Origin of the sequence: Streptomyces griseorubiginosus (assembly GCF_001514195.1) — a bacterium.
Lineage (GTDB): Bacteria > Actinomycetota > Actinomycetes > Streptomycetales > Streptomycetaceae > Streptomyces > Streptomyces griseorubiginosus.
This window is the reverse complement of sequence record NZ_KQ948739.1, coordinates 480,025-503,783: the sequence shown is the minus strand read 5'-3', so window position 1 is coordinate 503,783 and position 23,759 is coordinate 480,025. Positions and strand designations below refer to the sequence as shown.

Genomic DNA, 23,759 nt, shown 5'->3' with positions numbered 1-23,759 from the left:
AGCCGGACGCTACCCGAGGCATGCGGGCGAGAGGGCCGGGGTAGCGGCCGGGGCATGGACTTCAGCGTGGTGGCCGTGGCACGGGAGGACGACACTCCGGTCGAGGAGCCGATGCGGGTGGCGGTGACCGCCGACCGGCTCGGGTACCGGGAGGTGTGGGCGGGGGAGGGCCCGACATGGGACTCCTTCGTCCTCGCGACCGCGATCGGGCGGGCCACCGAGCGGGTCGCCCTGACGGCAGGACCGGTGCCGGTGTCCGTGCGCGACCCGTACACCTCGGCCCGGGGCGCCGCCTCCGTCGCGGCCCTCGTCGGGCGGCCGGTCGGGGTCGCCCTGGGCACCTCCAGCAAGCGGGTCGTGGAGGGCGTGCACGACCGGCCGAGGACGCGGCCGGCCGCCGTACTGGAGGAGCACGCGGCAGCCGTACGACGGTTCCTGCACGCTTCTTCGGGGGAAGCGGTCGTGCCCGGCAGCCCCTTCCGCCGCCGTCTGCCCCCGCCCGGAGGTCCGCTCACGGTGGCCGCGTTCGGGCCCCGCGCGATCGCCACGGCCGCCGCGCACGCCGACCGCATGCTGCTGGACGTGGTCTCGCCGGAGCAGGTGCGGGCGCTGCGGGCCGAACTGGACGCGGCGGCGCGCAAGGCGGGCCGTCCGGCGCCCGCGCTCGCCGCGTGGCTGCCGGCCGCCGTCGATCCCGGGCCGGAGGCCCTCGCGCAGGTGCTCGGCAGCATCGCCGGGTACCTCACCGTGCCGGGGTACAGCGAGGTGTTCGCCGAGGCCGGGTTCGGGGACGCCGTGGACCTCGCCGCGGGCGGGGCCGACCGCGAGACGCTGGTGCGGGCCCTGCCCGCGGCGGCCGCGGGCACGGTGGGACTGGTCGGCGACCTGGACGCCGTACGCGCGCGGGTCGAGGCCTACGCCGAGGCCGGGCTGGACGAGATCGCCCTGGTGCCGGCCACGGCGGGGGACTCGGGCGGCGAGCGGACGCTGACCGCGCTCAGGCCGGCCTGATGTTGTGGTTGAAGCGGAACACGTTGTCCGGGTCGTAGCGGCCCTTCACCTCGGCCAGGCGATGGGCGTTCTCGGCGCCCACGCCCGCGGTGACCCGGTCCGGGCCCTCGTCGCCGATGAAGTTGAGGTAGACGTCACCCGTGCTCCACGGCTGCGCGTCCGCGCGGACGTCGCGGACCCACTGGATGCCCCGCTCGTCGTCCGCGGGGTCCTCCCACATCGCGAACGGGTGCACGGCCCAGGGCGCGTCACGGTAGGGCACCGGGTACTCGTGCGGTCCCCGGGCGATGGCTCCGCCCTGCGGGAAGAGCACGTGGATGGTGCCGGTCGGCACCGGCATGGACTCGGCGCGGGCGCAGTACAGGTCCACGTACGGGTCGGGTATGCCCGTCAGGTACTCCGCCGACCAGTAGTTCCGCATGCCGGGCGGATCGTCGATCATGCACTGCACATCGGCGTACGGCATCGCGCCGACGACCTCCGTCTCGTGCGGGAGCGCCAGCAGCGGCTCGGCCAGCTTGCGCATGTCCTGCTCGGGACCGGCGTAGGTGAGCAGGGCGCCGCACAGGAGGCTGCCGACCAGGTGCGGCGGGACGAACTCCTCGGGCGGGCCGGTGAGATAGATGATGCCGCCGCTCGCCTCGTCGGGCGCGTGTGCCATCAGCTCGCGGTAGGTGCGCACCACCTCGGGGCCGAACTCCGGGAGGTACAGCAGCAGCGCGATGGAGAAATCCGGCAGCGAGTGGAGCCTCAGGGTGATCCCGGTCGCGATGCCGAAGTTGCCGCCGCCGCCGTGCAGGGCCCAGAACAGGTCCGGGTGCTCGTCGGCGCTCGCGTGGACGCGCTCGCCGTCCGCGGTAACCAGATCCACGCCGAGCAGGTTGTCGACGGCGAGCCCGCACCAGCGGTCCAGCCAGCCGGTGCCGCCGCCCAGGACGAAGCCGCCGACGCCGGTGGTCGAGGCGCGGCCGCCGGTGGTGGCGAGCGCGTGCGGCTCGCAGGCGCGGTCCAGATCGCTCATCGTGCCGCCGCCCGCGACCCGCACCGCGCGGGCGACGGGGTCGACGGCGACCGCCCGCATGTGACGCAGATCGATGACCAGACCGTCGTCGTTGACCGCCATGCCCGCCACGCTGTGCCCGCCGCCGCGCACCGCGATCGGCAGGTCCAGTTCACGGCCGAAGCGCACGGCCCGTACGACGTCGTCCTCGCTCACGCACTGCGCGATCACCGCCGGCCTGCGGTCGATCATCGCGTTGAACACGGTCCGGGCCTCGTCGTAGCCCGGGTCCGAGGGGGCGAACACGTCGCCGACCAGATCTTCGCGCAGCGCGGCTAGGGCCGCGCCCGCCTTCGACGGGGATGCCATGGGGCGCCCCCTTTCGTGCAGGGGCTGTTGGGTCCCAGCCTAGGCGGGCGCGGGCCGGCGGTCCTGTTCGGCCGCCGGCCGTCACGGCCTCGTAAGAACTCGCGCGGTGTCGTGAGAACGCACGGGATCTCGCGAGAACGCGTGGGGTCCCGTGAGGTTCAGCCGCCGTACGCGCCCGACGCCGTCAGGCGCAGTGCGGTGTCGATGAGCGGGACGTGGCTGAAGGCCTGCGGGAAGTTGCCGACCTGACGCTTGAGGCGCGGGTCCCACTCCTCGGCGAGCAGGCCGAGGTCGTTGCGCAGGGAGAGCAGCTTCTCGAAGAGCTTCCTCGCCTCGTCCACGCGGCCGATCATCGCGAGGTCGTCCGCCATCCAGAACGAGCAGGCCAGGAAGGCCCCTTCGTCGCCGGGGAGGCCGTCGACGTTCTCGTCGCCGCTGGAGGTCGGGTAGCGCAGGATGAAGCCGTCCGGGGTGGACAGCTCGCGCTGGATCGCCTCGATGGTGCCGATCACGCGCTTGTCGTCGGGCGGCAGGAAGCCCATCTGCGGGATGAGGAGCAGACTCGCGTCCAGCTCCTTGGAGCCGTACGACTGCGTGAAGGTGTTGCGTTCCTTGTCGTAGCCCTTCTCGCACACGTCCCGGTGGATGTCGTCGCGCAGGTCGCGCCACTTCTCCAGCGGGCCGTCCGCGTCACCGGACTCGATGAGCTTGATGGTGCGGTCGACCGCGACCCACGCCATCACCTTCGAGTGCACGAAGTGCCGGCGCGGCCCGCGGACCTCCCAGATGCCCTCGTCCGGCTCGTTCCAGTGGTCCTCCAGGTAGCGGATCAGCTTGAGCTGGAGGATGGAGGCGTAGTCGTTGCGGGCCAGGCCGGTCATGTGGCCCAGGTGCAGGGCCTCGGTGACCTCGCCGTAGACGTCCAGCTGGAGCTGGTGCGCGGCGCCGTTGCCGACCCGGACCGGGGCGGAGTTCTCGTAGCCGGGGAGCCAGTCCAGCTCGGCCTCGCCCAGCTCGCGCTCGCCGGCGATGCCGTACATGATCTGGAGGTTCTCCGGGTCGCCGGCGACGGCCCGCAGCAGCCACTCGCGCCAGGCGCGGGCCTCCTCGCGGTAGCCGGTGCGCAGCAGCGAGGACAGCGTGATGGCCGCGTCCCGCAGCCAGGTGTAGCGGTAGTCCCAGTTGCGGACGCCGCCGATGTCCTCGGGCAGGGAGGTCGTCGGGGCCGCGACGATGCCGCCCGTGGGGGCGTACGTCAGGGCCTTGAGGGTGATCAGCGAGCGGATGACGGCCTCGCGGTACGGGCCGTGGTACGTGCAGTGCTCGACCCACTCGCGCCAGAAGTCCTCGGTCGCCTCCAGGGACTGCTCCGGCTCCGGCAGCGGTGGCGGCTGCTTGTGCGAGGGCTCCCAGGAGATGGTGAACGCGATCCGGTCACCCGGGGCGACCGTGAAGTCCGAGTACGTCGTCAGGGCCTTGCCGTACGTCTCGCAGTCGGTGTCGAACCACACCGAGTCCGGGCCCGCCACGGCGACCGTGCGGCCCTCGTGCTTGTGGACCCACGGGACGACCCGGCCGTAGGAGAAACGCATCCGGAGAGCCGAGCGCATCGGTACGCGGCCCGAGACGCCCTCCACGATCCGGATGAGCTGGGGGGCGCCGTCACGCGGGGGCATGAAGTCGGTCACCCTGACCGTGCCGCGTGAGGTGTCCCACTCCGATTCGAGGATCAGGGAGTCGCCGCGGTAGGTGCGCCGGGCGGCGGTGGGGGGCTCGGCGTCCGCCGCGTGCGCGGGGCCGAGCCGCCAGAAGCCGTGTTCCTCGGTGCCCAGCAGGCCGGCGAAGATGGCATGCGAGTCGAAGCGGGGCAGGCACAGCCAGTCCACTGTGCCGTCCCGGCAGACCAGGGCAGCGGTCTGCATGTCTCCGATGAGTGCGTAGTCTTCGATGCGCCCGGCCACGTGCAACTCCAGTCGAACGGCCACGTCACCCCCTGAAGGAAAGGGGGCTGTCGCTTGGTGCGGTCAAGGGGGTCGTTGTAATGCGTCGTTGAGCGGTGAAGCAAAACAGTCATGCCGCTGTGAGGCAAAACGACAACTGTCGCTCAACGAACTGACGAGCTCTCGTTGTTCCGGCTCTTACGGGTGGGGGTGGTCCCGTGTTTCCGGCCGGGCTCGGCAGCGAGTGTCCGAGCAGGATACGACGCACGTAGATGATCTGTGTGCCGCTCCGGACAACGCGCCTGGGCCGAACGGGTGAGCAGCGGGTGAGAAACAGGTGCTCTCGTGCGGTTCCGTGTCGGCTCGTGCGCGGAGCGTGGCCGGAGGCCATCTCCTCACGGCGCTGATACCCTGGTAGCCCGTGGACCGGTGGGCGCCTGACCCCCGAACCGCACCTCCAGATCGCGACCACGGGAGCCCCCTCTTGGCCATGCCCCCTGTTTTTCGAAACAGCACCACGACGACCAAGCACATCTTCGTCACCGGGGGTGTCGCCTCCTCGCTCGGCAAGGGCCTGACGGCTTCCAGCCTCGGCATGCTGCTCAAGGCGCGCGGCCTGCGCGTCGTGATGCAGAAGCTCGACCCGTACCTCAACGTCGACCCGGGCACGATGAACCCCTTCCAGCACGGCGAGGTGTTCGTCACCAACGACGGCGCCGAGACCGACCTGGACATCGGCCACTACGAGCGCTTCCTCGACCGCGACCTGGACGGCTCCGCCAACGTCACCACCGGTCAGGTCTACAACACGGTGATCGCCAAGGAGCGCCGCGGCGAGTACCTGGGCGACACCGTGCAGGTCATCCCGCACATCACCAACGAGATCAAGCACCGCATCCGGCGCATGGCGACCGACGAGGTCGACGTCGTCATCACCGAGGTCGGCGGCACGGTCGGCGACATCGAGTCGCTTCCCTTCCTGGAGACGGTCCGCCAGGTCCGTCACGAGGTCGGTCGTGACAACGTCTTCGTCGTCCACATCTCGCTCCTGCCGTACATCGGCCCCTCGGGTGAGCTGAAGACGAAGCCGACCCAGCACTCGGTTGCGGCCCTCAGGAACATCGGTATCCAGCCGGACGCTATCGTGCTCCGCTGCGACCGCGAGGTCCCGACCGCGATCAAGCGCAAGATCTCGCTGATGTGCGACGTCGACGAGGCCGCCGTGGTCGCCTGCCCCGACGCCCGCTCGATCTACGACATCCCCAAGACCGTGCACGGCGAGGGCCTGGACGCCTACGTCGTCCGCAAGCTGGACCTGCCCTTCCGGGACGTGGACTGGACGACCTGGGACGACCTGCTCGACCGCGTCCACAACCCCGACCACGAGATCACCCTCGCCCTGGTCGGCAAGTACATCGACCTGCCCGACGCCTACCTCTCGGTCACCGAGGCGCTGCGCGCGGGCGGCTTCGCCAACAAGGCCCGCGTGAAGATCAAGTGGGTCACCTCCGACGACTGCAAGACCCCGGCCGGCGCCGCCGCTCAGCTCGGTGACGTGGACGGCATCTGCATCCCGGGCGGCTTCGGCGACCGCGGTGTGCTCGGCAAGGTCGGCGCGATCAAGTACGCCCGCGAGAACAAGGTCCCGCTGCTGGGCCTCTGCCTGGGCCTCCAGTGCATCGTGATCGAGGCCGCGCGGAACCTGGCGGACATCCCGGACGCCAACTCCACCGAGTTCGACTCCGCGACCGCCCACCCGGTCATCTCCACCATGGCCGAGCAGCTCGACATCGTCGCCGGCGAGGGCGACATGGGCGGCACCATGCGGCTCGGCATGTACCCCGCCAAGCTCGCCGAGGGCTCCATCGTCCGTGAGGTGTACGACGGCAAGGAGTACGTCGAGGAGCGGCACCGTCACCGGTACGAGGTGAACAACGCCTACCGCGCCGAGCTCGAGAAGAAGGCGGGCATCCTGTTTTCCGGCACCTCGCCGGACGGAAAGCTCGTCGAGTACGTCGAATACCCGCGCGATGTCCACCCCTATCTGGTCGCCACGCAGGCCCACCCGGAGCTGCGCTCGCGCCCGACACGTCCGCATCCGCTCTTCGCGGGCCTCGTGAAGGCCTCGGTCGAGCGGAAGACTTCGAAGTAACACGACAGTTGTACGGTGGCCGGGGCGCGCGCATTCAAATGACGGGCGTCCCGGCTTTTTTTGCTCACGTGGGGAAGGACAGGGCATGACGATCAAGGACACCCCGGAAGAGTGGGAGATCCGGGGGACCGAGACCCCGTTCGTGGGCAACAAGACCTCCGTCCGCACGGACGAGGTGGTCATGCCCGACGGATCGGTGGTCCGCCGCGACTACCAGGTCCACCCCGGTTCCGTGGCCGTCCTCGCCCTCGACGACGAGGACCGGGTCCTGCTCATCCGCCAGTACCGGCACCCCGTACGGCAGAAGCTGTGGGAGATCCCGGCGGGGCTGCTCGACGTGCCGGGCGAGAACCCGCTGCACGCGGCCCAGCGGGAGCTGTACGAGGAGGCACACGTCAAGGCGGAGGACTGGCGGGTGCTGACGGATGTCTACACGACTCCGGGCGGGTGCGACGAGGCGATCCGCATCTTCCTCGCCCGGGGGCTGTCCGAGGCCCAGGAGGAGCGGTTCGAGGTCGAGGACGAGGAGGCGGACATGGAGCACGCGCGCGTGCCGGTCGCTTCGCTGGTTCAGGGGGTGCTGGCGGGGGAGTTGCACAACAACTGCCTTGTTGTGGGCGTGTTGTCGCTGGTCGCGGCGCGGGCCTCCGGTGGGGTGGAGGGGTTGCGTCCTGCTGAGGCGGAGTGGCCTGCGCGACCGTTTGAGGCGTGAGGTTTCGCGGGGTTCGCCGTTCGGGGTGCGGTTCGTTGCGGGGTGGCGGTTCGTCGTGGCTGGTCGCGCAGTTCCCCGCGCCCCTATGGGTGCGCCATGGAACCGTAGTTCCTATGATCCGTTGATCCGATCGGGGGACTCTGTGTCCGTCACCGTCGCGCTCTGCCAGGAACGTTGCACAGCGTGAACTAGGCTTTTGGTGCCCGATCCGGGGTCACCGGCGGGCTTTGCGCGTGCGGTGGGACGGGAGTGTGGCCCGTGACGGACCAGGCGGTGGACGCAGAGGGCGTACGGCTGTCCTGCGAGGATCATTTCCTGGGGCGGACACGGGAGTTGAAGGAACTGCGCGCCGACATCGAGCGTGCCGGACTGGACACCCTCGCGGGCCGGAAGGCACCCCGCGCACGCGTCCTGCTCATCGCCGGGCGACCCGGTTCGGGGCGTACCGCGCTCGCCGAGGAACTCGTCCGGGCCGTTGCTGAGAGTTACGGCGACGGGGTGCTGCGGGCCCGGCTGGGCGAGCCCGACGGCACCCCTGTCCCGGTCGCGAGCGTGGCCCGGGAGCTGCTCGCCGCGCTGGAGGTGCAGGCGCCGGCGGGAGCCGCCGAGGACGAGCTCTCCGAGGCGCTGCGCCAGGCCCTCGCCGATCGGCGCGCGCTGCTTCTGCTGGACGACGCGGTGGCCGCGGAGCAGGTGGACGCCCTGCTTCCGGATACTCCGGAATGCCTGGTCGTGGCCGTTTCCGGAGGGCCGCTGACCGGGATCGCGGACGTCCGGCCGTGCACCCTCGGCGGGCTGGACACCAAGTCCGCGCTGGAGCTGCTGAGCCGGCACACTGGGTCGGTGCGCATCACGGTCGACCCGCGCGCCGCCGAGCAGCTCGTCGAGATCTGCCAGGCGCATCCGGCCGCGCTGATGCTGGCGGGGGGCTGGCTCGCCGCCCGGCCCAAGGCCGCCGTGGCCGATCTGGCCAAGCAGCTGCATGCGGAGAGTGACGAGGCGACCCCGCTCAGCCGGGTCTTCAAGCTGGTCTACACCTCGCTCCCCGCCCCGGCCGCCCGGATACTACGACTGCTCTCCCTCGCCCCGGCCGGCCTGGTCGACCCGCACACCGCCTCCGCGCTCGCCGGCTGCTCGGTGGGCGGCGCCCGCTCCACCCTGGACGACTTCGTCGCGCTCGGCCTGCTGCACGCCGTGCCCTCCTCACTGCCGGAGTACGAGGTCCCCGGCTGTCTGCATCCGCTGCTCAAGGCCCTCGCGGACAGCCAGGACCGGCCCGCCGAGCTCCAGCTGGCCCGCGCCCGGATGCTGGAGCGGACGGTACGGCTGCTCCAGTCCTCCCGGGCGATCACCGAGACCGACAGCGCCGACGCCCGCGAGAAACTCCAGGGCATGCCGCGCTCCCTGCGCTTCCCGAGCCCCCGGGCCGCCGAGGACTGGCTGCGGATCCGCAAGCCGGCCCTGCTCGCCGCCGCCCGGCTCGCGGTCGCCGACGGGGAGCTGGACACCCTGGCCCGGCGTCTGATGTCCCAGCTCGTGCGCGCGATGGTGGCCCACTTCGGCACCAAGGCCGCCGCCGCCGACCTCTACGGCCTCCACGGTCTCGTTCTCGACGTGGCCGAGCGGCGCGCGCTGCCCCGGGAGAAGGCCGCGGCCCTGCTGAACCTCGCCGACCTGGACGCCCAGACCGGCCGGACCCGGGAGGCGCTGGCCCGCTACCGCGCCGCCTTGGACGCCGGACGGGAGGCGAACGACCCGTATGCGACCGGCCGCGCGATGGAATCCGTAGGAGGCGCGTATCTGGAGCTCGGGGACTACGACCGGGCCGCCGACTGGTACGGCCGGGCCCTCGCCCAGCGGCTGGCCCGGGACGAGCGCGCGGAGGCCGCCCGGCTGTACGGCCGTATCGCCGCCGCGCACACCTACGCGGGCCGCTACGGGGAGGCGGTCAGGAACTGGCGGGCCGCCCTCGCCGGACACCGCAGGACCGGCGATCTCGCGGCCCACGCACGGGCGTTGAGCGAACTCGCCCGGGTCCAGGAGTACGCCGGCCACCCCGAGGAGTCGCTGCGCACCTGCCAGGACGCCGTGGAATGGGCCCGGCGTGCCGAGGACCTCCGGCTCCAGGCGGCGCTCCAGCTGCGGATCGCCGACACCCTGGAGCATCTCGGCGATCCGGCGGCCGCACAGCTGCACCGCGGTACCGCCGAGCGGCTGCTGGGTGAGGACCTTTCGCAGGGGGAACCCGGTGCCTCACAGAGCGAGGAACGGACCGGTGAACGGACCCGTGAACAGACCGAGGAACAGGCCGAGGAACAGGCCGAGGAGCCGAAACAAGACGCTGACGCCTACGAAATCCGTAGTACATCCGCAGAAGATTGATGCAATGAAAGGCTAGACACGGGGAACGCCTTCATTAGACTGGCTCTGCCGCACCTTCTCCTGCGGTGTCTCCTGGTGTGCTCATGCATGCCCGGGTATGTGTTGTATTGCCCCACACACTCTGAGCCAAGGACCGTGATCCACGTGAAGGTCGGCATCCCCCGCGAGGTCAAGAACAACGAGTTCCGGGTGGCCATCACCCCCGCCGGTGTGCACGAGCTGGTGCGCCACGGCCACCAGGTGGTCATCGAGCGCGGCGCCGGCATCGGCTCCTCGATCCCGGACGAGGAGTACGTCGCCGAGGGCGCCCAGATCCTCGACACCGCCGACGAGGTGTGGGCCACCGCCGACCTGCTGCTGAAGGTCAAGGAGCCCGTGGCCGAGGAGTACCACCGGCTGCGCAAGGACCAGACGCTCTTCACCTACCTGCACCTGGCCGCCTCCAAGGAGTGCACCGACGCGCTCATCGAGTCCGGCACCACCGCGATCGCCTACGAGACGGTCGAGCTGCCCTCCCGCGCGCTCCCGCTGCTCGCCCCGATGTCCGAGGTCGCGGGCCGGCTGGCCCCGCAGGTCGGCGCCTACCACCTGATGCGCTCGGTCGGCGGCCGCGGTGTCCTGCCCGGCGGCGTCCCCGGCACCCAGCCCGCGCGGGCCGTCGTCATCGGCGGCGGTGTCTCCGGCTGGAACGCCACGCAGATCGCCGTCGGCATGGGCTTCCACGTCACGCTGCTCGACCGCGACATCAACAAGCTGCGCGAGGCCGACAAGGTCTTCGGCACCAAGGTCCGGGCGATCATGTCCAACGCCTTCGAGCTGGAGAAGGCCGTCCTGGACGCCGACCTCGTCATCGGCGCGGTGCTCATCCCGGGTGCCAAGGCCCCGAAGCTGGTCACCAACGAGCTGGTGTCCCGGATGAAGCCCGGAAGTGTCCTTGTCGACATCGCGATCGACCAGGGCGGCTGCTTCGAGGACTCCCGCCCGACCACCCACGCCGAACCGACCTTCCAGGTCCACGACTCGGTCTTCTACTGCGTCGCCAACATGCCCGGCGCGGTGCCCAACACCTCGACCTACGCGCTCACCAACGCCACGCTGCCCTACATCGTCGAACTCGCCGACCGCGGCTGGGTGGAGGCGCTGCGCCGCGACCCCGCGCTCGCCAAGGGCCTCAACACCCATGACGGCAAGGTCGTTTACCGCGAGGTCGCGGAGGCGCACGGACTGGAGCACGTGGAGCTCGAGACCCTGCTCGGCTGACCCCGGGGTCGTCACGCGGTCGGCGGAGAGCTAAGTCACCTTTTCGTAAAGGCGATACGTCAACAAGGCGCGTCAACGAGGCACATGCGGCCGGACCTTGCCCACAAGGTCCGGCCAGATGTGTGTATGGTCACTTTGCGACTCTCGGTCAACTCGCGTCGAACGTAACCGTTGAACCGATTCGTACACCGGCGAAACCTGCCGTGCGACTGCCGTACGCCCTTGACAGCGGGATGTTTCATTGCCGACACATCCTGCCGGGTCCGGCGGATTGTGTTGCTGTGAACACCCGACACGCCATAGAGTCGCCAACCGTCGGCATGGTGCCACGCTGACCTTGTCTAGAAGTTTCCTGGTCACCAAGGAGGTAAGACGACTTGTGAATGAGTCGACATTTTCTCCCGGGGGTGGTCAACCAGGAATGCCTGCCGGGGCCCAGAGCCCGGCAGGGTTCGAGGCTGTCGGCTCCGTCGCGGTGCGCACCTTCGCAGCCCACCAGAGTCGTCCGCAGACCGTGCGGACAGCACACCAGAGCATGGATGGCCATCACGTGAACGCCATGGCCGGCGACGGAAGTGGCGCGCCCCACAACCACTTCGCCGACTACGACGAACTGCCCGAGGGGCACTTCTACGACCCCGACGCCGAGTACGAGCCGGATCCGGAGTACGCGGCCACGCTCGCGCCCGACGCGGCCCGCCAGCGCCGTGAGCGCGTGGGCCCGACCGGACGCCCGCTGCCGTACTTCCCGATCCCGGGCCCGCTGACCGACCACGGCCCCGCGAAGATCATCGCGATGTGCAACCAGAAGGGCGGCGTGGGCAAGACGACGTCGACCATCAACCTGGGTGCCGCGCTCGCGGAGTACGGCCGGCGGGTGCTGCTCGTGGACTTCGACCCGCAGGGCGCGCTGTCGGTGGGTCTCGGTGTCAACCCGATGGAGCTCGACCTCACCGTCTACAACCTGCTCATGGAGCGGGGCATGGCGGCCGACGAGGTCCTGCTCAAGACCGCGGTCCCCAACATGGACCTGCTGCCGAGCAATATCGACTTGTCGGCGGCGGAGGTCCAGCTGGTCTCCGAGGTGGCCCGCGAGTCGACATTGCAGCGTGCCCTCAAGCCGCTCATGGCCGACTACGACTACATCGTGATCGACTGTCAGCCCTCGCTCGGCCTGCTCACGGTCAACGCCCTGACGGCCGCGCACAAGGTGATAGTGCCTCTGGAGTGCGAGTTCTTCGCGCTGCGTGGTGTCGCCCTGCTGACGGAGACCATCGAGAAGGTCCAGGAGCGGCTCAACCCGGAGCTGGAGCTCGACGGGATCCTCGCGACCATGTACGACTCGCGCACGGTCCACAGCCGCGAGGTCCTGGCCCGCGTGGTCGAGGCCTTCGACGACCACGTCTACCACACGGTCATCGGGCGCACGGTCCGCTTCCCGGAGACCACGGTCGCCGGTGAGCCGATCACCACGTACGCCTCCAACTCCGTCGGCGCCGCCGCCTACCGTCAGCTCGCCAGGGAGGTGCTCGCCCGGTGTCACGCCGAGTGAGTCTGCCGGGGGCCGACGAACTGTTCCGTACGACAGGGGGAATGGCGCTCCAGGCGTCCACTCCCCGGCGGGGGGCCAACGGCGAGGCCCGGGTACCGGCTCCCGCGGGGGAGTCCGACGGGGTCGCCGCGTCCGAGGACGCGCCGCACTCCGTGCCCGCGCAGGGCGGTGACGGCGACGGGGCCGAGCATGTGGCGGCCGACGCCGACGGCTCCGAGGAGGGCGAGTCCCGCAGCCGGGCCGCGGAGCGCTCCGCGCGCGGCCGAGGGGCGCAGGAAGGTTCTGCCTCCGATGCCGGGCAGCCCCGGGGCAAGCGGGGCCGGTCGCCCTCGCGGCGGCCGAGCGGGCGGGAGCGGCACGACGAGAAGATCACCGTGTACGTGTCCGCCGAGGAACTGATGGACCTGGAGCACGCACGCCTCGTGCTCCGCGGTGAGCACGGACTGGCGGTGGACCGGGGGCGCATCGTCCGCGAGGCGGTCGCCGTGGTGCTGGCCGATCTGGAGTCCCGCGGGGACGCGAGCATCCTCGTACGCCGGTTGCGTGGGCGGTAGCGGTAGCCTGCGGGGGCTATGACCTCGAACGACGTTTCTTCCGGTGCCGGTCCCGGCGGGCGGCGGCGCGCGCTGGGGCGGGGGCCGGGCGCTCCGCGGGTTGCGCCGGAGGCAGGCGCGACGCAGGTCCCGGACGAGCCGGAGATCGAGGTCACGGAGTCTGGCACCGTACCGGAGCCCGAGGCCGTCCCGGACCCAGGGCCTGGGGTCGAGCCGGTGGTTGTGCTCGAGCCCGAGCTGGAGGCCGGGGCCTTCTCCGGGACCGAGACGGTCACTGCGCCCGAGGCCGTCGCGGCGCCGGAGGCCGCCCCTGAGCCCGAAGCCCCCGCGCCCCAGGAGGAGGAAACCTCCGACGGCGTCTTCAAGGTGCGGCTCGCCAACTTCGAGGGGCCCTTCGACCTCCTCCTCCAGCTGATCTCCAAGCACAAGCTGGACGTCACCGAAGTGGCGCTCTCCAAGGTCACCGACGAGTTCATGGCGTACATCCGGGCCATGGGACCGGACTGGGACCTGGACGAGACGACCGAGTTCCTCGTCGTCGCCGCCACGCTCCTCGACCTCAAGGCCGCCCGGCTGCTGCCCGCCGCCGAGGTCGAGGACGAGGCCGACCTCGCGCTCCTGGAGGCCCGGGACCTGCTCTTCGCGCGGCTGTTGCAGTACCGCGCGTACAAACAGATCGCCGACATCTTCAACGGGCGGCTCGACGAGGAGGCCCGCCGCTACCCCCGTACCGTCGGCCTCGAGCCGCACCACGCCGAACTGCTGCCCGAGGTCGTCATCAGCATCGGCGGCGAGGGGTTCGCGAAGCTCGCCGTGAAGGCGATGCAGCCCAAGCCCAAGCCGCAGGTGTACGTCGACCACATCCACGCGCCCCTGGTGAGCGTCCAGGAGCAGGCCGGGATCGTGGTCGCGCGACTGAAGGAACTCGGTGAGGCCAGCTTCCGGCTGCTGGTGGAGGATGCCGACGGCACCCTGACCGTCGTGGCGCGCTTCCTGGCCCTGTTGGAGCTGTACCGGGAGAAGGCCGTGGCACTGGACCAGGAGACCGCGCTCGGGGAGCTCGTCGTGCGGTGGACGGGTGGCGAGGGGGACGCCGAGCCCGTGGTGACCGACGAGTTCGACCGGCCGCCCGAGCCGCCCAAGGAGGAGAAGGCGTGAGCGAGGACACCACCGAGGTGCCGGCGGGGCTGTCGGCCGTCGCCGAACTGGACCTCAAGCCGGCCCTGGAGGCCGTCCTGATGGTCGTGGACGAACCCGCGACCGAGGAGCACCTGGCCAAGATCCTGGAGCGGCCCAGGCGGCAGGTCACCAGGGCACTCAGGGAACTGGCCGGCGAGTACGCCGCCCAGGGTCGCGGCTTCGAGCTGCGGCACGTCGCGAACGGCTGGCGGTTCTACAGCAGGGCCGCGTACGCCCCGGCCGTGGAGCGGTTCGTCCTGGACGGCCAGCAGGCCCGGCTCACCCAGGCCGCGCTGGAGACGCTGGCGGTGGTCGCGTACCGCCAGCCGGTCAGCCGCAGCCGGGTCTCCGCGGTGCGCGGAGTGAACTGCGACGGTGTGATGCGCACCCTTCTCCAGCGGGGCCTGGTGGCGGAGGCGGGCACGGAACCCGAAACAGGTGCGATCCTGTACGTGACGACGAACTACTTCCTGGAGCGGATGGGCCTGCGCGGTCTGGACGAGCTCCCGGAGCTCGCGCCCTTCCTCCCGGAGGCGGAGGCGATCGAGGCCGAGACCCAGGAAGGCGTACCGTCGTTCGATCCGGACGCCCCGGACACCGGGGACGCAGACGACAAGACGGAACTTTGATGCGAAGCAGCAGCGGCAGGAACAGCAGCGGAAACAACGGCGGGAGCCGTGGTGGCAACAGCGGCGGCCGCGGTGGGAACAGCGGTGGTCGCGGCGGCGCCGGCGGCGGTCGCGGCGGGAGCACCGGGGGGCGCGGGAACTACCGCGGCGCCGGGAACGACCGCGACGACAAGCAGGGCGGCCGGCCGAAGAAGCCCCGCCCCGAGGAGCGGCGCTACGACGTGGGCCCCGGCGCCTCCCCGGAGGGCCCCAAGTCCGGGCGCGGCGCCTCGGCGCGCGGCGGTGCCAAGGGCGGCCCGAGGCAGTCCCCGGGCACCGGGCGGGGCCGTTGGGCGCCCGCGACCTCCCGTGAGTACGACGCCCGTGCCGAGGAGCGCAACCGGGAGCGGTACGCCGGCAAGAAGGACGTGAAGCTCCCGAAGACCTTCCCGGGCGCCGAGCAGGAGGGCGAGCGGCTCCAGAAGATCCTCGCGCGCGCGGGCTACGGTTCGCGGCGGGCCTGCGAGGAGCTGATCGAGCAGGCGCGGGTCGAGGTCAACGGCGAGATCGTCCTGGAACAGGGCAAGCGGGTCGACCCCGAGAAGGACGAGGTCAAGGTCGACGGCCTGACCGTGGCGACGCAGTCGTACCAGTTCTTCTCGCTGAACAAGCCCGCCGGTGTCGTCTCCACGATGGAGGACAACGAGGGCCGGCAGTGCCTCGGCGACTACGTCACCAACCGTGAGACCCGGCTCTTCCACGTCGGGCGGCTGGACACCGAGACCGAGGGCGTCATCCTGCTCACCAACCACGGCGAGCTGGCCCACCGGCTGACCCACCCCAAGTACGGCGTGAAGAAGGTCTACCTCGCGCACATCGTGGGCCCGATCCCGCGCGACCTGGGCAAGCAGCTCAAGGACGGCATCCAGCTGGAGGACGGCTACGCGCGCGCGGACCACTTCCGGGTCGTGGAGCAGACCGGCAAGAACTACCTCGTCGAGGTCACCCTCCACGAGGGACGCAAGCACATCGTGCGCCGCATGCTCGCCGAGGCCGGCTTCCCGGTCGACAAGCTGGTGCGGGTCGCCTTCGGCCCCATCACCCTGGGCGACCAGAAGTCGGGCTGGCTGCGGCGGCTGTCCAACACCGAGGTCGGCATGCTGATGAAGGAAGTCGACCTGTAGGCCCGCCCTCACGCGCGTGCGGCCGGTTCCGGTGAACTCCGGGACCGGCCGATGCGTTTTGGCCTTCCGCCCGGTCTGTACGGGTGACGGAGGGAGTGGGGATGGACATGAGGGCCGAGATCTGCGACGAGGTGCGTCCGGCACGGCTGGAGGGCCGTGTGCGGCCTTCGCGGCCGGCAGGACGATCGGAGGGCCGGGAAAACCCTCTGAGGCCGTTGTGGGGCTGTTCGGGCGGCTCGGCGGAGGTGCAGTCGTGAGCGCGGGGGAACTGCTGGAGCGTTCGCTCGCCTACGCGCTGGGCAGCGTGGCGGGGGCGCGAAGCGTCTGCCCGGGGTCGGACACACCGTGCGCCGACTGGAACCTGGGCGAGCTGCTGGGGCATCTCGACGACTCCCTGGACGCGCTGTACGAGGGGCTGACCGGCGGGAGCATCGGGCTGCTCCCGCACGCCGACCGGGTCTGCGGCTTCCGCACACGCGCGTGTGCCGTGCTCGGCGCCTGGGCGGCCGGGCCGCCCGAGGACGTCCTGGTCGGTGAACGGCCGCTGGACGTGCGGGTGATGGCCGCGGTCGGTGCCGTCGAGATCACCGTGCACGGGTGGGACGTGGCCCGGGCCTGCGGACTGTCGCGGCCCGTTCCGGAGGACCTCGCGGCCGAACTGCTCCCCGTCGCGCAGTGCGTGGTGGGGGAGGAGGACCGGGGCGTGCGGTTCGCCGCTCCGGTCACCGTGCCGCCCCGCGTGCAGGCCGGGACCCGGCTGCTGTCCTTTCTGGGCAGGCGCCCCTGAGGGCTTGTGGAGAGCCCGCCCGCTCTTTATAGTCGTAGTGACTATTAGTCATGCCGACCATAAAGGGGGTGGGCGCGCGTGGACTACGACAAGTACGCCTACGAACCCTTCGCCGTCACCGTCGACCTCGCCGTCCTCACCGTCACCGAAGGCGCTCTGCACGCACTGCTCGTGGAGCGGGGGCAGGAGCCGTACGCCGGGCACTGGGCGCTGCCCGGCGGGTTCGTGCATCCGGACGAGTCCGCGGAGACCGCGGCCCGGCGTGAACTCGCCGAGGAGACCGGTCTGTCGGACCTCTCCGGACTGCACCTGGAACAGCTGCGGACCTACAGCGAGCCCGGCCGCGACCCCCGGATGCGGGTCGTCTCCGTCGCCTTCGCTGCCCTGCTGCCCGACCCGCCCGAACCGCACGGTGGCAGCGACGCGGCCGACGCCCGCTGGGTGCCGTACGACAGGGCGCGGCCGCTCGCCTTCGACCACGACCGCATCCTGGCCGACGCCCATGAACGCGTCGGCGCCAAGCTCGAGTACACCTGCCTCGCCACCGCCTTCTGCCCGCCCGAGTTCACCCTCGGCGAGCTCCAGCAGGTGTACGAGACGGTCTGGGGCACCACCCTCGACCGGCCCAACTTCCGCCGCAAGGTGCTCGCCACACCGGGCTTCGTCGAAGCCGTGCCCGGTGCCGCGCGGCTCACCGGCGGCCGTGGCAAACCGGCCGCGCTCTACCGCGCGGGACCCGCCACCGCCCTGCACCCCCCTCTCCTCCGACCGTCCCCGGAAGGACGCCCCGCATGACCACGATCCTGACCAAACGCGCCGCCACCGGAACCCTCGTCGGCCTCGCCCTCGGGGACGCCCTCGGCTTCCCGACCGAGTTCAACGACGTGCGGTCGATCCTCGCCAAGTGCGGGCCGTGGCGGGAGATGGAGCTCATCACTCCGGCCGTCGTCAGCGACGACACCCAGATGACGCTGGCGGTGGGCAGGGGGCTGCGGGCGGCGATGGACCGGGGGGTGCTCGGGCCCGAGCTGGCGGAGTCGGTCCGCCGGGAGTTCATCGCGTGGAACCGCTCCCCTGAGAACAACCGCGCCCCCGGCAACACCTGCCTGCGGGCCTGCGACCTCCTGGAGCGCCCTGAGCTGCCCTGGCAGGACGCCAGCCAGATCGGCTCCAAGGGCTGCGGGGCCAACATGCGGGTCGCGCCCGTCGGGCTCGTCCCCGGACTGAGCGACGAACAGCGCGCGGGCGCGGCCCAGTTGCAGGCCGCGCTCACCCACGGGCACCCCACCGCCCTCGCCGCCTCCGACCTCACCGCGCGTGCCGTACGGCTGCTCGCGCAGGGCGCCGAGCCGGGCGAACTGGTCGGGCTGCTGCGGTCGTACGCCCTGGTGAACCGGGGCCAGTACCACGAGCGTTGGCTCGGGGACCTGTGGACGCGCAGCCAGGACCCGACGTCCGGGCAGTTCATGGCGCGCGGCTGGGACGAGTGCCTGGCCGTTCTCGACCGGCTCGACGACGCCGTGCGCACCGCCTCGCCCGAGGACGACCCCTGCCTGGCCACCGGGGCGGGCTGGATCGCCGAAGAGGCCCTGGCGACCGGGCTGTTGTGCTTCCTCCAGTTCCCCGAGGAGCCGCTGACGGCCCTGCGGCGGGCCGCGTGCAGCTCCGGCGACTCCGACTCCATCGCCTGCCTGACGGGTGCGTTCGCGGGCGCCCATCTGGGAGCCGACGCCTGGCCCGTGGAGTGGGCCGACCGGATCGAGTACGGCAGCGAGCTGGTGACCCTCGGGGCGCTCTGGGACGCCTAGTCCCGGGCCGCCTAGGCCAGTTGGATCGAGTCGCCGGTGACCTTGATCTGCTTCTCCGGCAGCGGCTGGTTGGCGGGTGGATTCGCCACCGAACCGTCCGTGATGTTGAACTTGCTGCCATGGCAGGGGCAGTTGATGGTGCCGTCGGAGACGCTGGACACCTGGCAGCCCTGGTGGGTGCAGATGTCGGAGAAGGCCTTGAACTCGCCCTTCTTCGGCTGGGTGACGACCACCTTCTGATCCTTGAAGATCTTGCCGCCGCCGACCGGGATCTCGCTCGTCTTCGCCACCTCGGTGCCGGCGCCCGCCTCCACCGAGCTGGAGCCGGAGTCGTCGTTCCCGCTGCCGTACTCGCTGCAGCCGGCGGTCAGTGCGGCGCCGCCCGTCGCGAGAAGGACCGTGCGCCGCGTCGGGCTGTGCGTCATGTCGTGACTCCGAAGGTGCGGAAGAACCAGAGGGCGGAGGTCAGCCAGAGGATCGTGAGCGCGGTGAAGACGAGCCCGCCGACGATCGGCAGCAGCCATCCGGGAAGTCGCTCCCAGCGGAGCAGCAGCATCTTGGCACTGAAGACCCCGAAGAAGAAGCAACCCAGGAGGGAGTGCCACAGAACGCGTGATTCGTAGGACTGGAAGCCGAACGCGTACAGACAGTGCACCGCGACCGGCACCGCGAGCAGGAAGGCCACCCGGCCGGACCAGCGGTGCAGGGTGCCCGACCAGCGTGGGCCCGGCAGCCTGCCGTACAGCATCAGGGCCGAGACGAGCTGGACGAGCGCGAAGAAGAACGCGGCCGTCGCGAGCCATGACTTCACCGCGCCGGTGCTGCTGAAGCCGGCGAGGTTGAAGGCCGTCCCCGTCGGGTCGTGGACCTTGCCGTAGGCGCCGAGGCCGACCGCCACCGCTGCGGCGACCAGGGCCGGGATCAGATAGCGGACCGGGCTCGGGCCGCGCTCGGGTTCGGGTGCGGGCCAGCTCTGGGTGGCCGCGTTCGGGTCGACGGGCATGATCGGCTCCCTCGGGCTAGGGTCTGTCCGGCGGATCAGGCCGGCTGCAAGAAACGGTGCTGCTCGGTGCAGGTGAGCGGGGCTGGGTGCGTCTGGCTGCAAGGCGGAGGAGGGAGTCGACGCGATGGGGGCCCCTCCCGCGTGAGGTTGTTCGAGCGTGGGGGAGTCGGCGAGTGACGACAACGCGGCAGACGGGCGTGCCCAGCCCCGCGACGCCGGCATGATCCGCCGGACAGGCCCTAGGGTCAGGGGGTTACCGGACGGGCCGTGAGCTGCTGTCCGTCGACCGTCACCGCGCCGGTCTCCGGGTCGATCGCGGGTGCGGGGGAGGGCTTGCCGTCGCGCCTGAGGATGCCGACCTGCTTCCCGTCCGGGAGCACGATCCAGCCGCCCTCGATTTTCGCGCCGGCGACCGTGCTGTTCGCCCGGTAGAGACCGGACGACTTCTTGGACTTCTTGATCGTGAAGGGGTAGCTGCCGCTGCCGACCCTGGCGGTGCCGCGGATCGCCTTGGCCTCCTTGGCCCGGCCCTCCAGGCTCGCGCCGCCCTTGCCGGTCAGGCGCAGGCTGCCGTCGTCCTTCACGGAGCCTTGGAGCCACGATTCGATGTTGCGGCCGTCGCAGACGTACGCGATCGCCTTGTCGCCGCGGACCGTGATCGCGACCGCGGAGGAGTCGTCGTCGGTACGGCCCGTGTAGACGCCCTCGGGCACCGGCGTCCGGGCCGGAGACGGGCTCGGCGGCGCGGACGTCCGTGCCGGTGGGGTGCTCGGTGACGCCTTGGTGCTGGGTTTGCCGGTCGACGGCGGCTTCACGTACGACGACGTGGGCTTCTCTCCCGTCGTGGCGTTGAGCGAGAGCATGAACAGGCCGAGCAGCAGTCCCGCGAGCAGAGTCAGCAGCGGTCCGGAACGCTTCATGTCAGGGGCCTCCCCCGAGGCAGGTTTCCTGCCATGAGAGCGGACCAGGGGGCCCGCGTCCAGGGGCGCACGGGCGTGTTTCACCCCAAGTAGCGGAACCGGGACATTCGGGTGACATTGACCTGGTCCGTGCGGCCGTCTCACGGGGCGGGCGCCGAGCACCCCGTCGGCGCGGGCTGACTAGGCTGGTCGTGCACAGAGCCGGGATCACAGCAGCAAGGAGCAACGCCGTGGCGGTACGAGCGGTCCGGGGCGCCGTCCAACTCGAACAGGACGAGGCCGGCCACATGGACGAGCAGGTCGGGGCGCTGCTCACCGCCATCATGGAGCGGAACGAGCTGACCGCGGACGACCTGATCAGCATCTGGTTCACGGCCACGCCCGATCTGCACAGCGACTTCCCGGCTGCCGCGGCCCGCAAGCTCGGCATCGTGGACGTCCCGCTGATCTGCGCCCAGGAGCTCGACATCGAGGGCGCCATGCCCCGGGTGGTCCGGGTGCTCGCGCACATAGAGTCCGACCGCGCCCGCGCCGACATCGCGCACGTCTACCTCGGCGCCGCGGCCGCCCTCCGCAAGGACATCGCGCAGTGAGGACCGCGCTCGTCGTCGGGACCGGACTCATCGGCACGTCCGCCGCCCTGGCGCTGGTGGCGCGGGGCGTCACCGTGCACCTCGCCGACCACGACCCCGAGCAGGCCCGTACGGCTGCCGCGCTCGGCGCCGGCACCGACGAGGTGCCCGAGGGGCCGGTCGACCTCGCGATCGTCGCCGCGCCGCCCGCGCACGTGGCCGAGGTGCTCGCCGGTGCCATGCGGCGCGGCGTCGCCCGCGGCTACATCGACGTGGCCAGCGTCAAGGGCGGGCCGCGCCGGGAACTGGAGGCGCTGGGGCTCGACCTGTCCTCGTACATCGGTACGCATCCGATGTCCGGGCGGGAGAAGTCCGGGCCGCTGGCCGCCTCGGCGGACCTCTTCGAGGGCCGGCCCTGGGTCCTCACCCCGACCAGGGACTCCGACACGGAGGTGCTCAACCTCGCGCTGGAACTGGTCTCGCACTGCCGTGCGGTGCCGGTCGTCATGGACGCCGACGCCCACGACCGGGCCGTGGCGCTCGTCTCGCACATGCCCCATCTGGTGTCCAGCATGGTCGCCGCGCGCCTGGAGCACGCCGAGGAGGCCGCCGTACGGCTGTGCGGTCAGGGCATCCGGGACGTGACCCGGATCGCCGCGTCCGACCCCGGTATGTGGATCGACATCCTCTCCGCGAACCCGGGGCCGGTGGCCGACCTGCTCACCGATGTCGCCGGGGACCTGGAGGAGACGGTGCGGGCGCTGCGGGCGCTCCAGTCCGCCGACGAGGCCAAGCGGATCGACGGCACGTCCGGGATCGAGGACATGCTGCGACGCGGGAACGCCGGCCAGGTGCGAGTGCCGGGCAAGCACGGGTCCGCCCCGCGGGTGTACGAGGTCGTGGCCGTGCTCATCGACGACCAGCCGGGGCAGCTGGCCCGGATCTTCGCGGACGCCGGCCGGGCGGGCGTGAACATCGAGGACGTGCGGATCGAGCACGCGACGGGGCAGCAGGCCGGTCTGGTGCAGCTGATGGTGGAGCCGCAGGCGGCACCCGTGCTCAGTGCCTCGCTGCGGGAACGGGGCTGGGCGATCCGGCGGTGAGCGGCGCGGCGGTCCGTGTGGCCGGTCCGTGTGGCCGGTCCTCGCGTCTGGTCCTCACGCCCGGTACCCGTGACCGGTCCACCCTTCGGTGCGCGTCCGGACGAGTGACGCGCACCCAGTAACCTGGTGCGGGGCACAGTCGCGCCCTCACACCATCCGCCAGACGCACCCGAAAGGTGTCCCCCCGTGGAAAACGGCGCCGCCCAGCCCGTGATTGTCGCCATCGACGGCCCCTCCGGCACGGGCAAGTCGAGCACCTCGAAGGCTGTCGCCGCGCAGCTGGGGCTGAGCTACCTGGACACCGGCGCCCAGTACCGGGCGATCACCTGGTGGATGGTGAACAACGGGATCGACATCGACGACCCGACCGCGATCGCCGCAGTGGCCGGCAAGGCGGAGATCGTCTCCGGCACCGACCCGGAGAACCCCACGATCACGGTCGACGGCACGGACGTGGCCGGTCCGATCCGCACCCAGGAGGTCACCTCCAAGGTCAGCGCCGTGAGCGCGGTGCCCGAGGTGCGGGCCCGGATCACCGAGCTCCAGCGCTCGCTCGCGACCTCCGCGGAGAAGGGCATCGTCGTCGAGGGGCGGGACATCGGCACCACCGTGCTGCCCGACGCCGACCTCAAGATCTTCCTCACCGCCTCGCCGGAGGCGCGCGCCGCCCGCCGCAGCGGTGAGCTCAAGGGCGCCGACGTCCAGGCCACCCGCGAGGCCCTGATCAAGCGGGACGCGGCCGACTCCAGCCGGAAGACCTCGCCGCTCGCCAAGGCGGACGACGCGGTCGAGGTGGACACCACCGAGCTCACCCTCGCGCAGGTCATCGAGTGTGTCGTGACTCTCGTCGAGGAGAAGCGGGCCGGGAAGTGAGCGGGGACTCATCGGGCAGGGCTCCTTCGGAGCGGACCGTTCCTTCGGAGCGGACTGTTCCTTCGAAGAGGACTGTTCCTTCGGAGCGGGGTGCCGAGGTCGGGCGGCGGATCGGCGTCGGCCTGATGTACGGGCTGTGGAAGCCGCGGGTGCTCGGCGCCTGGCGGATGCCCGCGACCGGTCCCGCGATCCTCGCCGTCAACCACTCCCACAACATCGACGGTCCGATGGTCATGGGTGTGGCGCCCCGGCCGACGCACTTCCTGATCAAGAAGGAGGCGTTCGTCGGTCCGCTGGATCCGTTCCTGCTCGGCATCGGACAGGTCAAGGTCGACCGCTCGGGCGCCGACCGTACGGCCATCACCCAGGCCCTGGACGTCCTGTCGGCCGGCGGTGTCCTCGGGATCTTCCCGGAGGGCACCCGCGGCGAGGGTGACTTCGCCGCGCTGCGCGCCGGGCTCGCCTATTTCGCCGTACGCAGCGGGGCGCCGATCGTCCCGGTCGCGGTGCTGGGAAGCTCCGAGAAGCGCGGACGGTTGATAAAGGGGCTGCCTCCGCTGCGCAGCCGGGTCGACGTCGTCTTCGGGGACCCCTTCGAAGCGGGCGACGGCAGCGGGCGGCGAACGCGCAAGGCGCTGGACGAGGCGACCGAACGCATCCAGAAGCAGCTGAGCAGCCACCTGGAAAACGCCAGGCGCCTGACCGGGCGCTAGGCGACACTGAGTAGTGGATCAGACCGGCGAAAGGGCCGGCGGTTCCACCGATCACCACGATGAACGAGGTACGGACT

The 23,759-nt window shown here is 71.2% G+C and carries 22 protein-coding genes; 17 read left to right on the top strand and 5 right to left on the bottom strand.

What is annotated here, in order from left to right; genetic code table 11:
• The first annotated feature begins 54 nt into the window (after window positions 1-54).
• Window positions 55-1,011 carry an LLM class F420-dependent oxidoreductase gene (locus AQJ54_RS28015; protein WP_062241834.1) on the top strand — a complete coding sequence of 319 codons (957 nt, stop codon included), beginning with the start codon at window positions 55-57 and terminating at the stop codon, window positions 1,009-1,011.
• Here AQJ54_RS28015 and AQJ54_RS28010 read toward each other — a convergent pair.
• The gene (locus AQJ54_RS28010; protein ID WP_062241832.1) at window positions 998-2,380 is read right to left on the bottom strand and encodes an FAD-binding oxidoreductase; all 1,383 of its coding nucleotides are present in this window, start codon (window positions 2,378-2,380) and stop codon (window positions 998-1,000) included. The two genes, AQJ54_RS28015 and AQJ54_RS28010, sit on opposite strands and share 14 nt — an antisense overlap.
• A gap of 158 nt (window positions 2,381-2,538) precedes the next feature.
• Window positions 2,539-4,341 carry a glycoside hydrolase family 15 protein gene (locus tag AQJ54_RS28005; RefSeq protein WP_030322509.1) on the bottom strand — a complete coding sequence of 601 codons (1,803 nt, stop codon included), beginning with the start codon at window positions 4,339-4,341 and terminating at the stop codon, window positions 2,539-2,541.
• Between the two features lie 469 nt (window positions 4,342-4,810).
• Here AQJ54_RS28005 and pyrG point away from each other — a divergent pair, with 469 nt between their 5' ends.
• The 12 genes from pyrG to AQJ54_RS27945 all read left to right on the top strand — a co-directional run bounded on the left by pyrG (window position 4,811) and on the right by AQJ54_RS27945 (window position 18,498).
• Window positions 4,811-6,472 (top strand): CTP synthase, encoded by a 1,662-nt coding sequence (gene pyrG, locus AQJ54_RS28000; protein ID WP_062028823.1) that lies wholly within the window; start codon window positions 4,811-4,813, stop codon window positions 6,470-6,472.
• Window positions 6,473-6,557: 85 nt separating this feature from the next.
• Window positions 6,558-7,184, top strand: a complete 627-nt coding sequence (locus tag AQJ54_RS27995) for an NUDIX domain-containing protein (RefSeq protein WP_062028821.1) — start codon at window positions 6,558-6,560, stop codon at window positions 7,182-7,184.
• Between the two features lie 258 nt (window positions 7,185-7,442).
• Window positions 7,443-9,566, top strand: coding sequence for a tetratricopeptide repeat protein (locus tag AQJ54_RS27990; protein ID WP_062241831.1), 2,124 nt, complete (start codon window positions 7,443-7,445; stop codon window positions 9,564-9,566).
• A 144-nt stretch (window positions 9,567-9,710) separates the two neighbouring features.
• Entirely contained in the window at window positions 9,711-10,826 is a 1,116-nt protein-coding gene (gene ald, locus AQJ54_RS27985; protein ID WP_107121156.1) for an alanine dehydrogenase, read from the top strand.
• A gap of 421 nt (window positions 10,827-11,247) precedes the next feature.
• Window positions 11,248-12,378, top strand: coding sequence for a ParA family protein (locus tag AQJ54_RS27980; protein ID WP_020117888.1), 1,131 nt, complete (start codon window positions 11,248-11,250; stop codon window positions 12,376-12,378).
• The gene (locus tag AQJ54_RS27975) at window positions 12,363-12,932 is read left to right on the top strand and encodes a hypothetical protein (RefSeq protein ID WP_078852097.1); all 570 of its coding nucleotides are present in this window, start codon (window positions 12,363-12,365) and stop codon (window positions 12,930-12,932) included. The genes AQJ54_RS27980 and AQJ54_RS27975 overlap by 16 nt, the downstream gene beginning before the upstream one ends.
• Before the next feature lie 18 nt (window positions 12,933-12,950).
• Window positions 12,951-14,090, top strand: a complete 1,140-nt coding sequence (locus tag AQJ54_RS27970; protein WP_107121148.1) for a segregation and condensation protein A — start codon at window positions 12,951-12,953, stop codon at window positions 14,088-14,090.
• A complete protein-coding gene (gene scpB, locus AQJ54_RS27965; RefSeq protein WP_020139428.1) occupies window positions 14,087-14,740 on the top strand; it encodes an SMC-Scp complex subunit ScpB in 654 nt (217 codons plus the stop codon). Before AQJ54_RS27970 ends, scpB begins: the two co-directional genes overlap by 4 nt.
• Window positions 14,740-15,903, top strand: a complete 1,164-nt coding sequence (locus AQJ54_RS27960) for a pseudouridine synthase (protein WP_062241829.1) — start codon at window positions 14,740-14,742, stop codon at window positions 15,901-15,903. Before scpB ends, AQJ54_RS27960 begins: the two co-directional genes overlap by 1 nt.
• A gap of 253 nt (window positions 15,904-16,156) precedes the next feature.
• A complete protein-coding gene (locus AQJ54_RS27955; RefSeq protein ID WP_062241902.1) occupies window positions 16,157-16,690 on the top strand; it encodes a maleylpyruvate isomerase family mycothiol-dependent enzyme in 534 nt (177 codons plus the stop codon).
• Between the two features lie 78 nt (window positions 16,691-16,768).
• Entirely contained in the window at window positions 16,769-17,485 is a 717-nt protein-coding gene (locus AQJ54_RS27950; protein ID WP_062241827.1) for an NUDIX hydrolase, read from the top strand.
• Window positions 17,482-18,498, top strand: a complete 1,017-nt coding sequence (locus tag AQJ54_RS27945; protein ID WP_062028812.1) for an ADP-ribosylglycohydrolase family protein — start codon at window positions 17,482-17,484, stop codon at window positions 18,496-18,498. Before AQJ54_RS27950 ends, AQJ54_RS27945 begins: the two co-directional genes overlap by 4 nt.
• An 11-nt stretch (window positions 18,499-18,509) precedes the next feature.
• Here the strand turns inward: AQJ54_RS27945 and AQJ54_RS27940 are convergent, their stop codons facing one another.
• From AQJ54_RS27940 to AQJ54_RS27930, 3 genes are all read right to left on the bottom strand, one after another.
• Window positions 18,510-18,923 carry a Rieske (2Fe-2S) protein gene (locus tag AQJ54_RS27940; RefSeq protein ID WP_062241825.1) on the bottom strand — a complete coding sequence of 138 codons (414 nt, stop codon included), beginning with the start codon at window positions 18,921-18,923 and terminating at the stop codon, window positions 18,510-18,512.
• The gene (locus AQJ54_RS27935) at window positions 18,920-19,501 is read right to left on the bottom strand and encodes a DUF6529 family protein (protein WP_062028809.1); all 582 of its coding nucleotides are present in this window, start codon (window positions 19,499-19,501) and stop codon (window positions 18,920-18,922) included. The genes AQJ54_RS27940 and AQJ54_RS27935 overlap by 4 nt, the downstream gene beginning before the upstream one ends.
• A 245-nt stretch (window positions 19,502-19,746) precedes the next feature.
• Window positions 19,747-20,421 carry a hypothetical protein gene (locus AQJ54_RS27930; RefSeq protein ID WP_062241823.1) on the bottom strand — a complete coding sequence of 225 codons (675 nt, stop codon included), beginning with the start codon at window positions 20,419-20,421 and terminating at the stop codon, window positions 19,747-19,749.
• Between the two features lie 230 nt (window positions 20,422-20,651).
• Between AQJ54_RS27930 and aroH the strand changes: the two genes are divergently transcribed.
• From aroH to AQJ54_RS27910, 4 genes are all read left to right on the top strand, one after another.
• Entirely contained in the window at window positions 20,652-21,014 is a 363-nt protein-coding gene (gene aroH / locus AQJ54_RS27925) for a chorismate mutase (protein WP_020139420.1), read from the top strand.
• Window positions 21,011-22,096, top strand: a complete 1,086-nt coding sequence (locus tag AQJ54_RS27920) for a prephenate dehydrogenase (RefSeq protein ID WP_062028806.1) — start codon at window positions 21,011-21,013, stop codon at window positions 22,094-22,096. The genes aroH and AQJ54_RS27920 overlap by 4 nt, the downstream gene beginning before the upstream one ends.
• Before the next feature lie 186 nt (window positions 22,097-22,282).
• Entirely contained in the window at window positions 22,283-22,969 is a 687-nt protein-coding gene (gene cmk, locus AQJ54_RS27915) for a (d)CMP kinase (protein ID WP_030322470.1), read from the top strand.
• Window positions 22,927-23,682, top strand: coding sequence for a lysophospholipid acyltransferase family protein (locus tag AQJ54_RS27910; protein ID WP_174856994.1), 756 nt, complete (start codon window positions 22,927-22,929; stop codon window positions 23,680-23,682). The genes cmk and AQJ54_RS27910 overlap by 43 nt, the downstream gene beginning before the upstream one ends.
• The last annotated feature ends 77 nt before the right edge of the window (window positions 23,683-23,759 follow it).

Excerpts from the sequence above, each read along its gene's own strand:
- AQJ54_RS28010 (WP_062241832.1), bottom strand. The coding sequence starts at position 2,380 with ATGGCATCCCCGTCGAAGGCGGGCGCGGCCCTAGCCGCGCTGCGCGAA.
- AQJ54_RS28015 (WP_062241834.1), top strand. The coding sequence starts at position 55 with ATGGACTTCAGCGTGGTGGCCGTGGCACGGGAGGACGACACTCCGGTC.
- AQJ54_RS27940 (WP_062241825.1), bottom strand. The coding sequence starts at position 18,923 with ATGACGCACAGCCCGACGCGGCGCACGGTCCTTCTCGCGACGGGCGGC.
- AQJ54_RS27945 (WP_062028812.1), top strand. The coding sequence starts at position 17,482 with ATGACCACGATCCTGACCAAACGCGCCGCCACCGGAACCCTCGTCGGC.
- AQJ54_RS27935 (WP_062028809.1), bottom strand. The coding sequence starts at position 19,501 with ATGCCCGTCGACCCGAACGCGGCCACCCAGAGCTGGCCCGCACCCGAA.
- AQJ54_RS27930 (WP_062241823.1), bottom strand. The coding sequence starts at position 20,421 with ATGAAGCGTTCCGGACCGCTGCTGACTCTGCTCGCGGGACTGCTGCTC.
- pyrG (WP_062028823.1), top strand. The coding sequence starts at position 4,811 with ATGCCCCCTGTTTTTCGAAACAGCACCACGACGACCAAGCACATCTTC.
- AQJ54_RS27995 (WP_062028821.1), top strand. The coding sequence starts at position 6,558 with ATGACGATCAAGGACACCCCGGAAGAGTGGGAGATCCGGGGGACCGAG.
- AQJ54_RS27980 (WP_020117888.1), top strand. The coding sequence starts at position 11,248 with ATGCCTGCCGGGGCCCAGAGCCCGGCAGGGTTCGAGGCTGTCGGCTCC.
- AQJ54_RS27960 (WP_062241829.1), top strand. The coding sequence starts at position 14,740 with ATGCGAAGCAGCAGCGGCAGGAACAGCAGCGGAAACAACGGCGGGAGC.
- AQJ54_RS27970 (WP_107121148.1), top strand. The coding sequence starts at position 12,951 with ATGACCTCGAACGACGTTTCTTCCGGTGCCGGTCCCGGCGGGCGGCGG.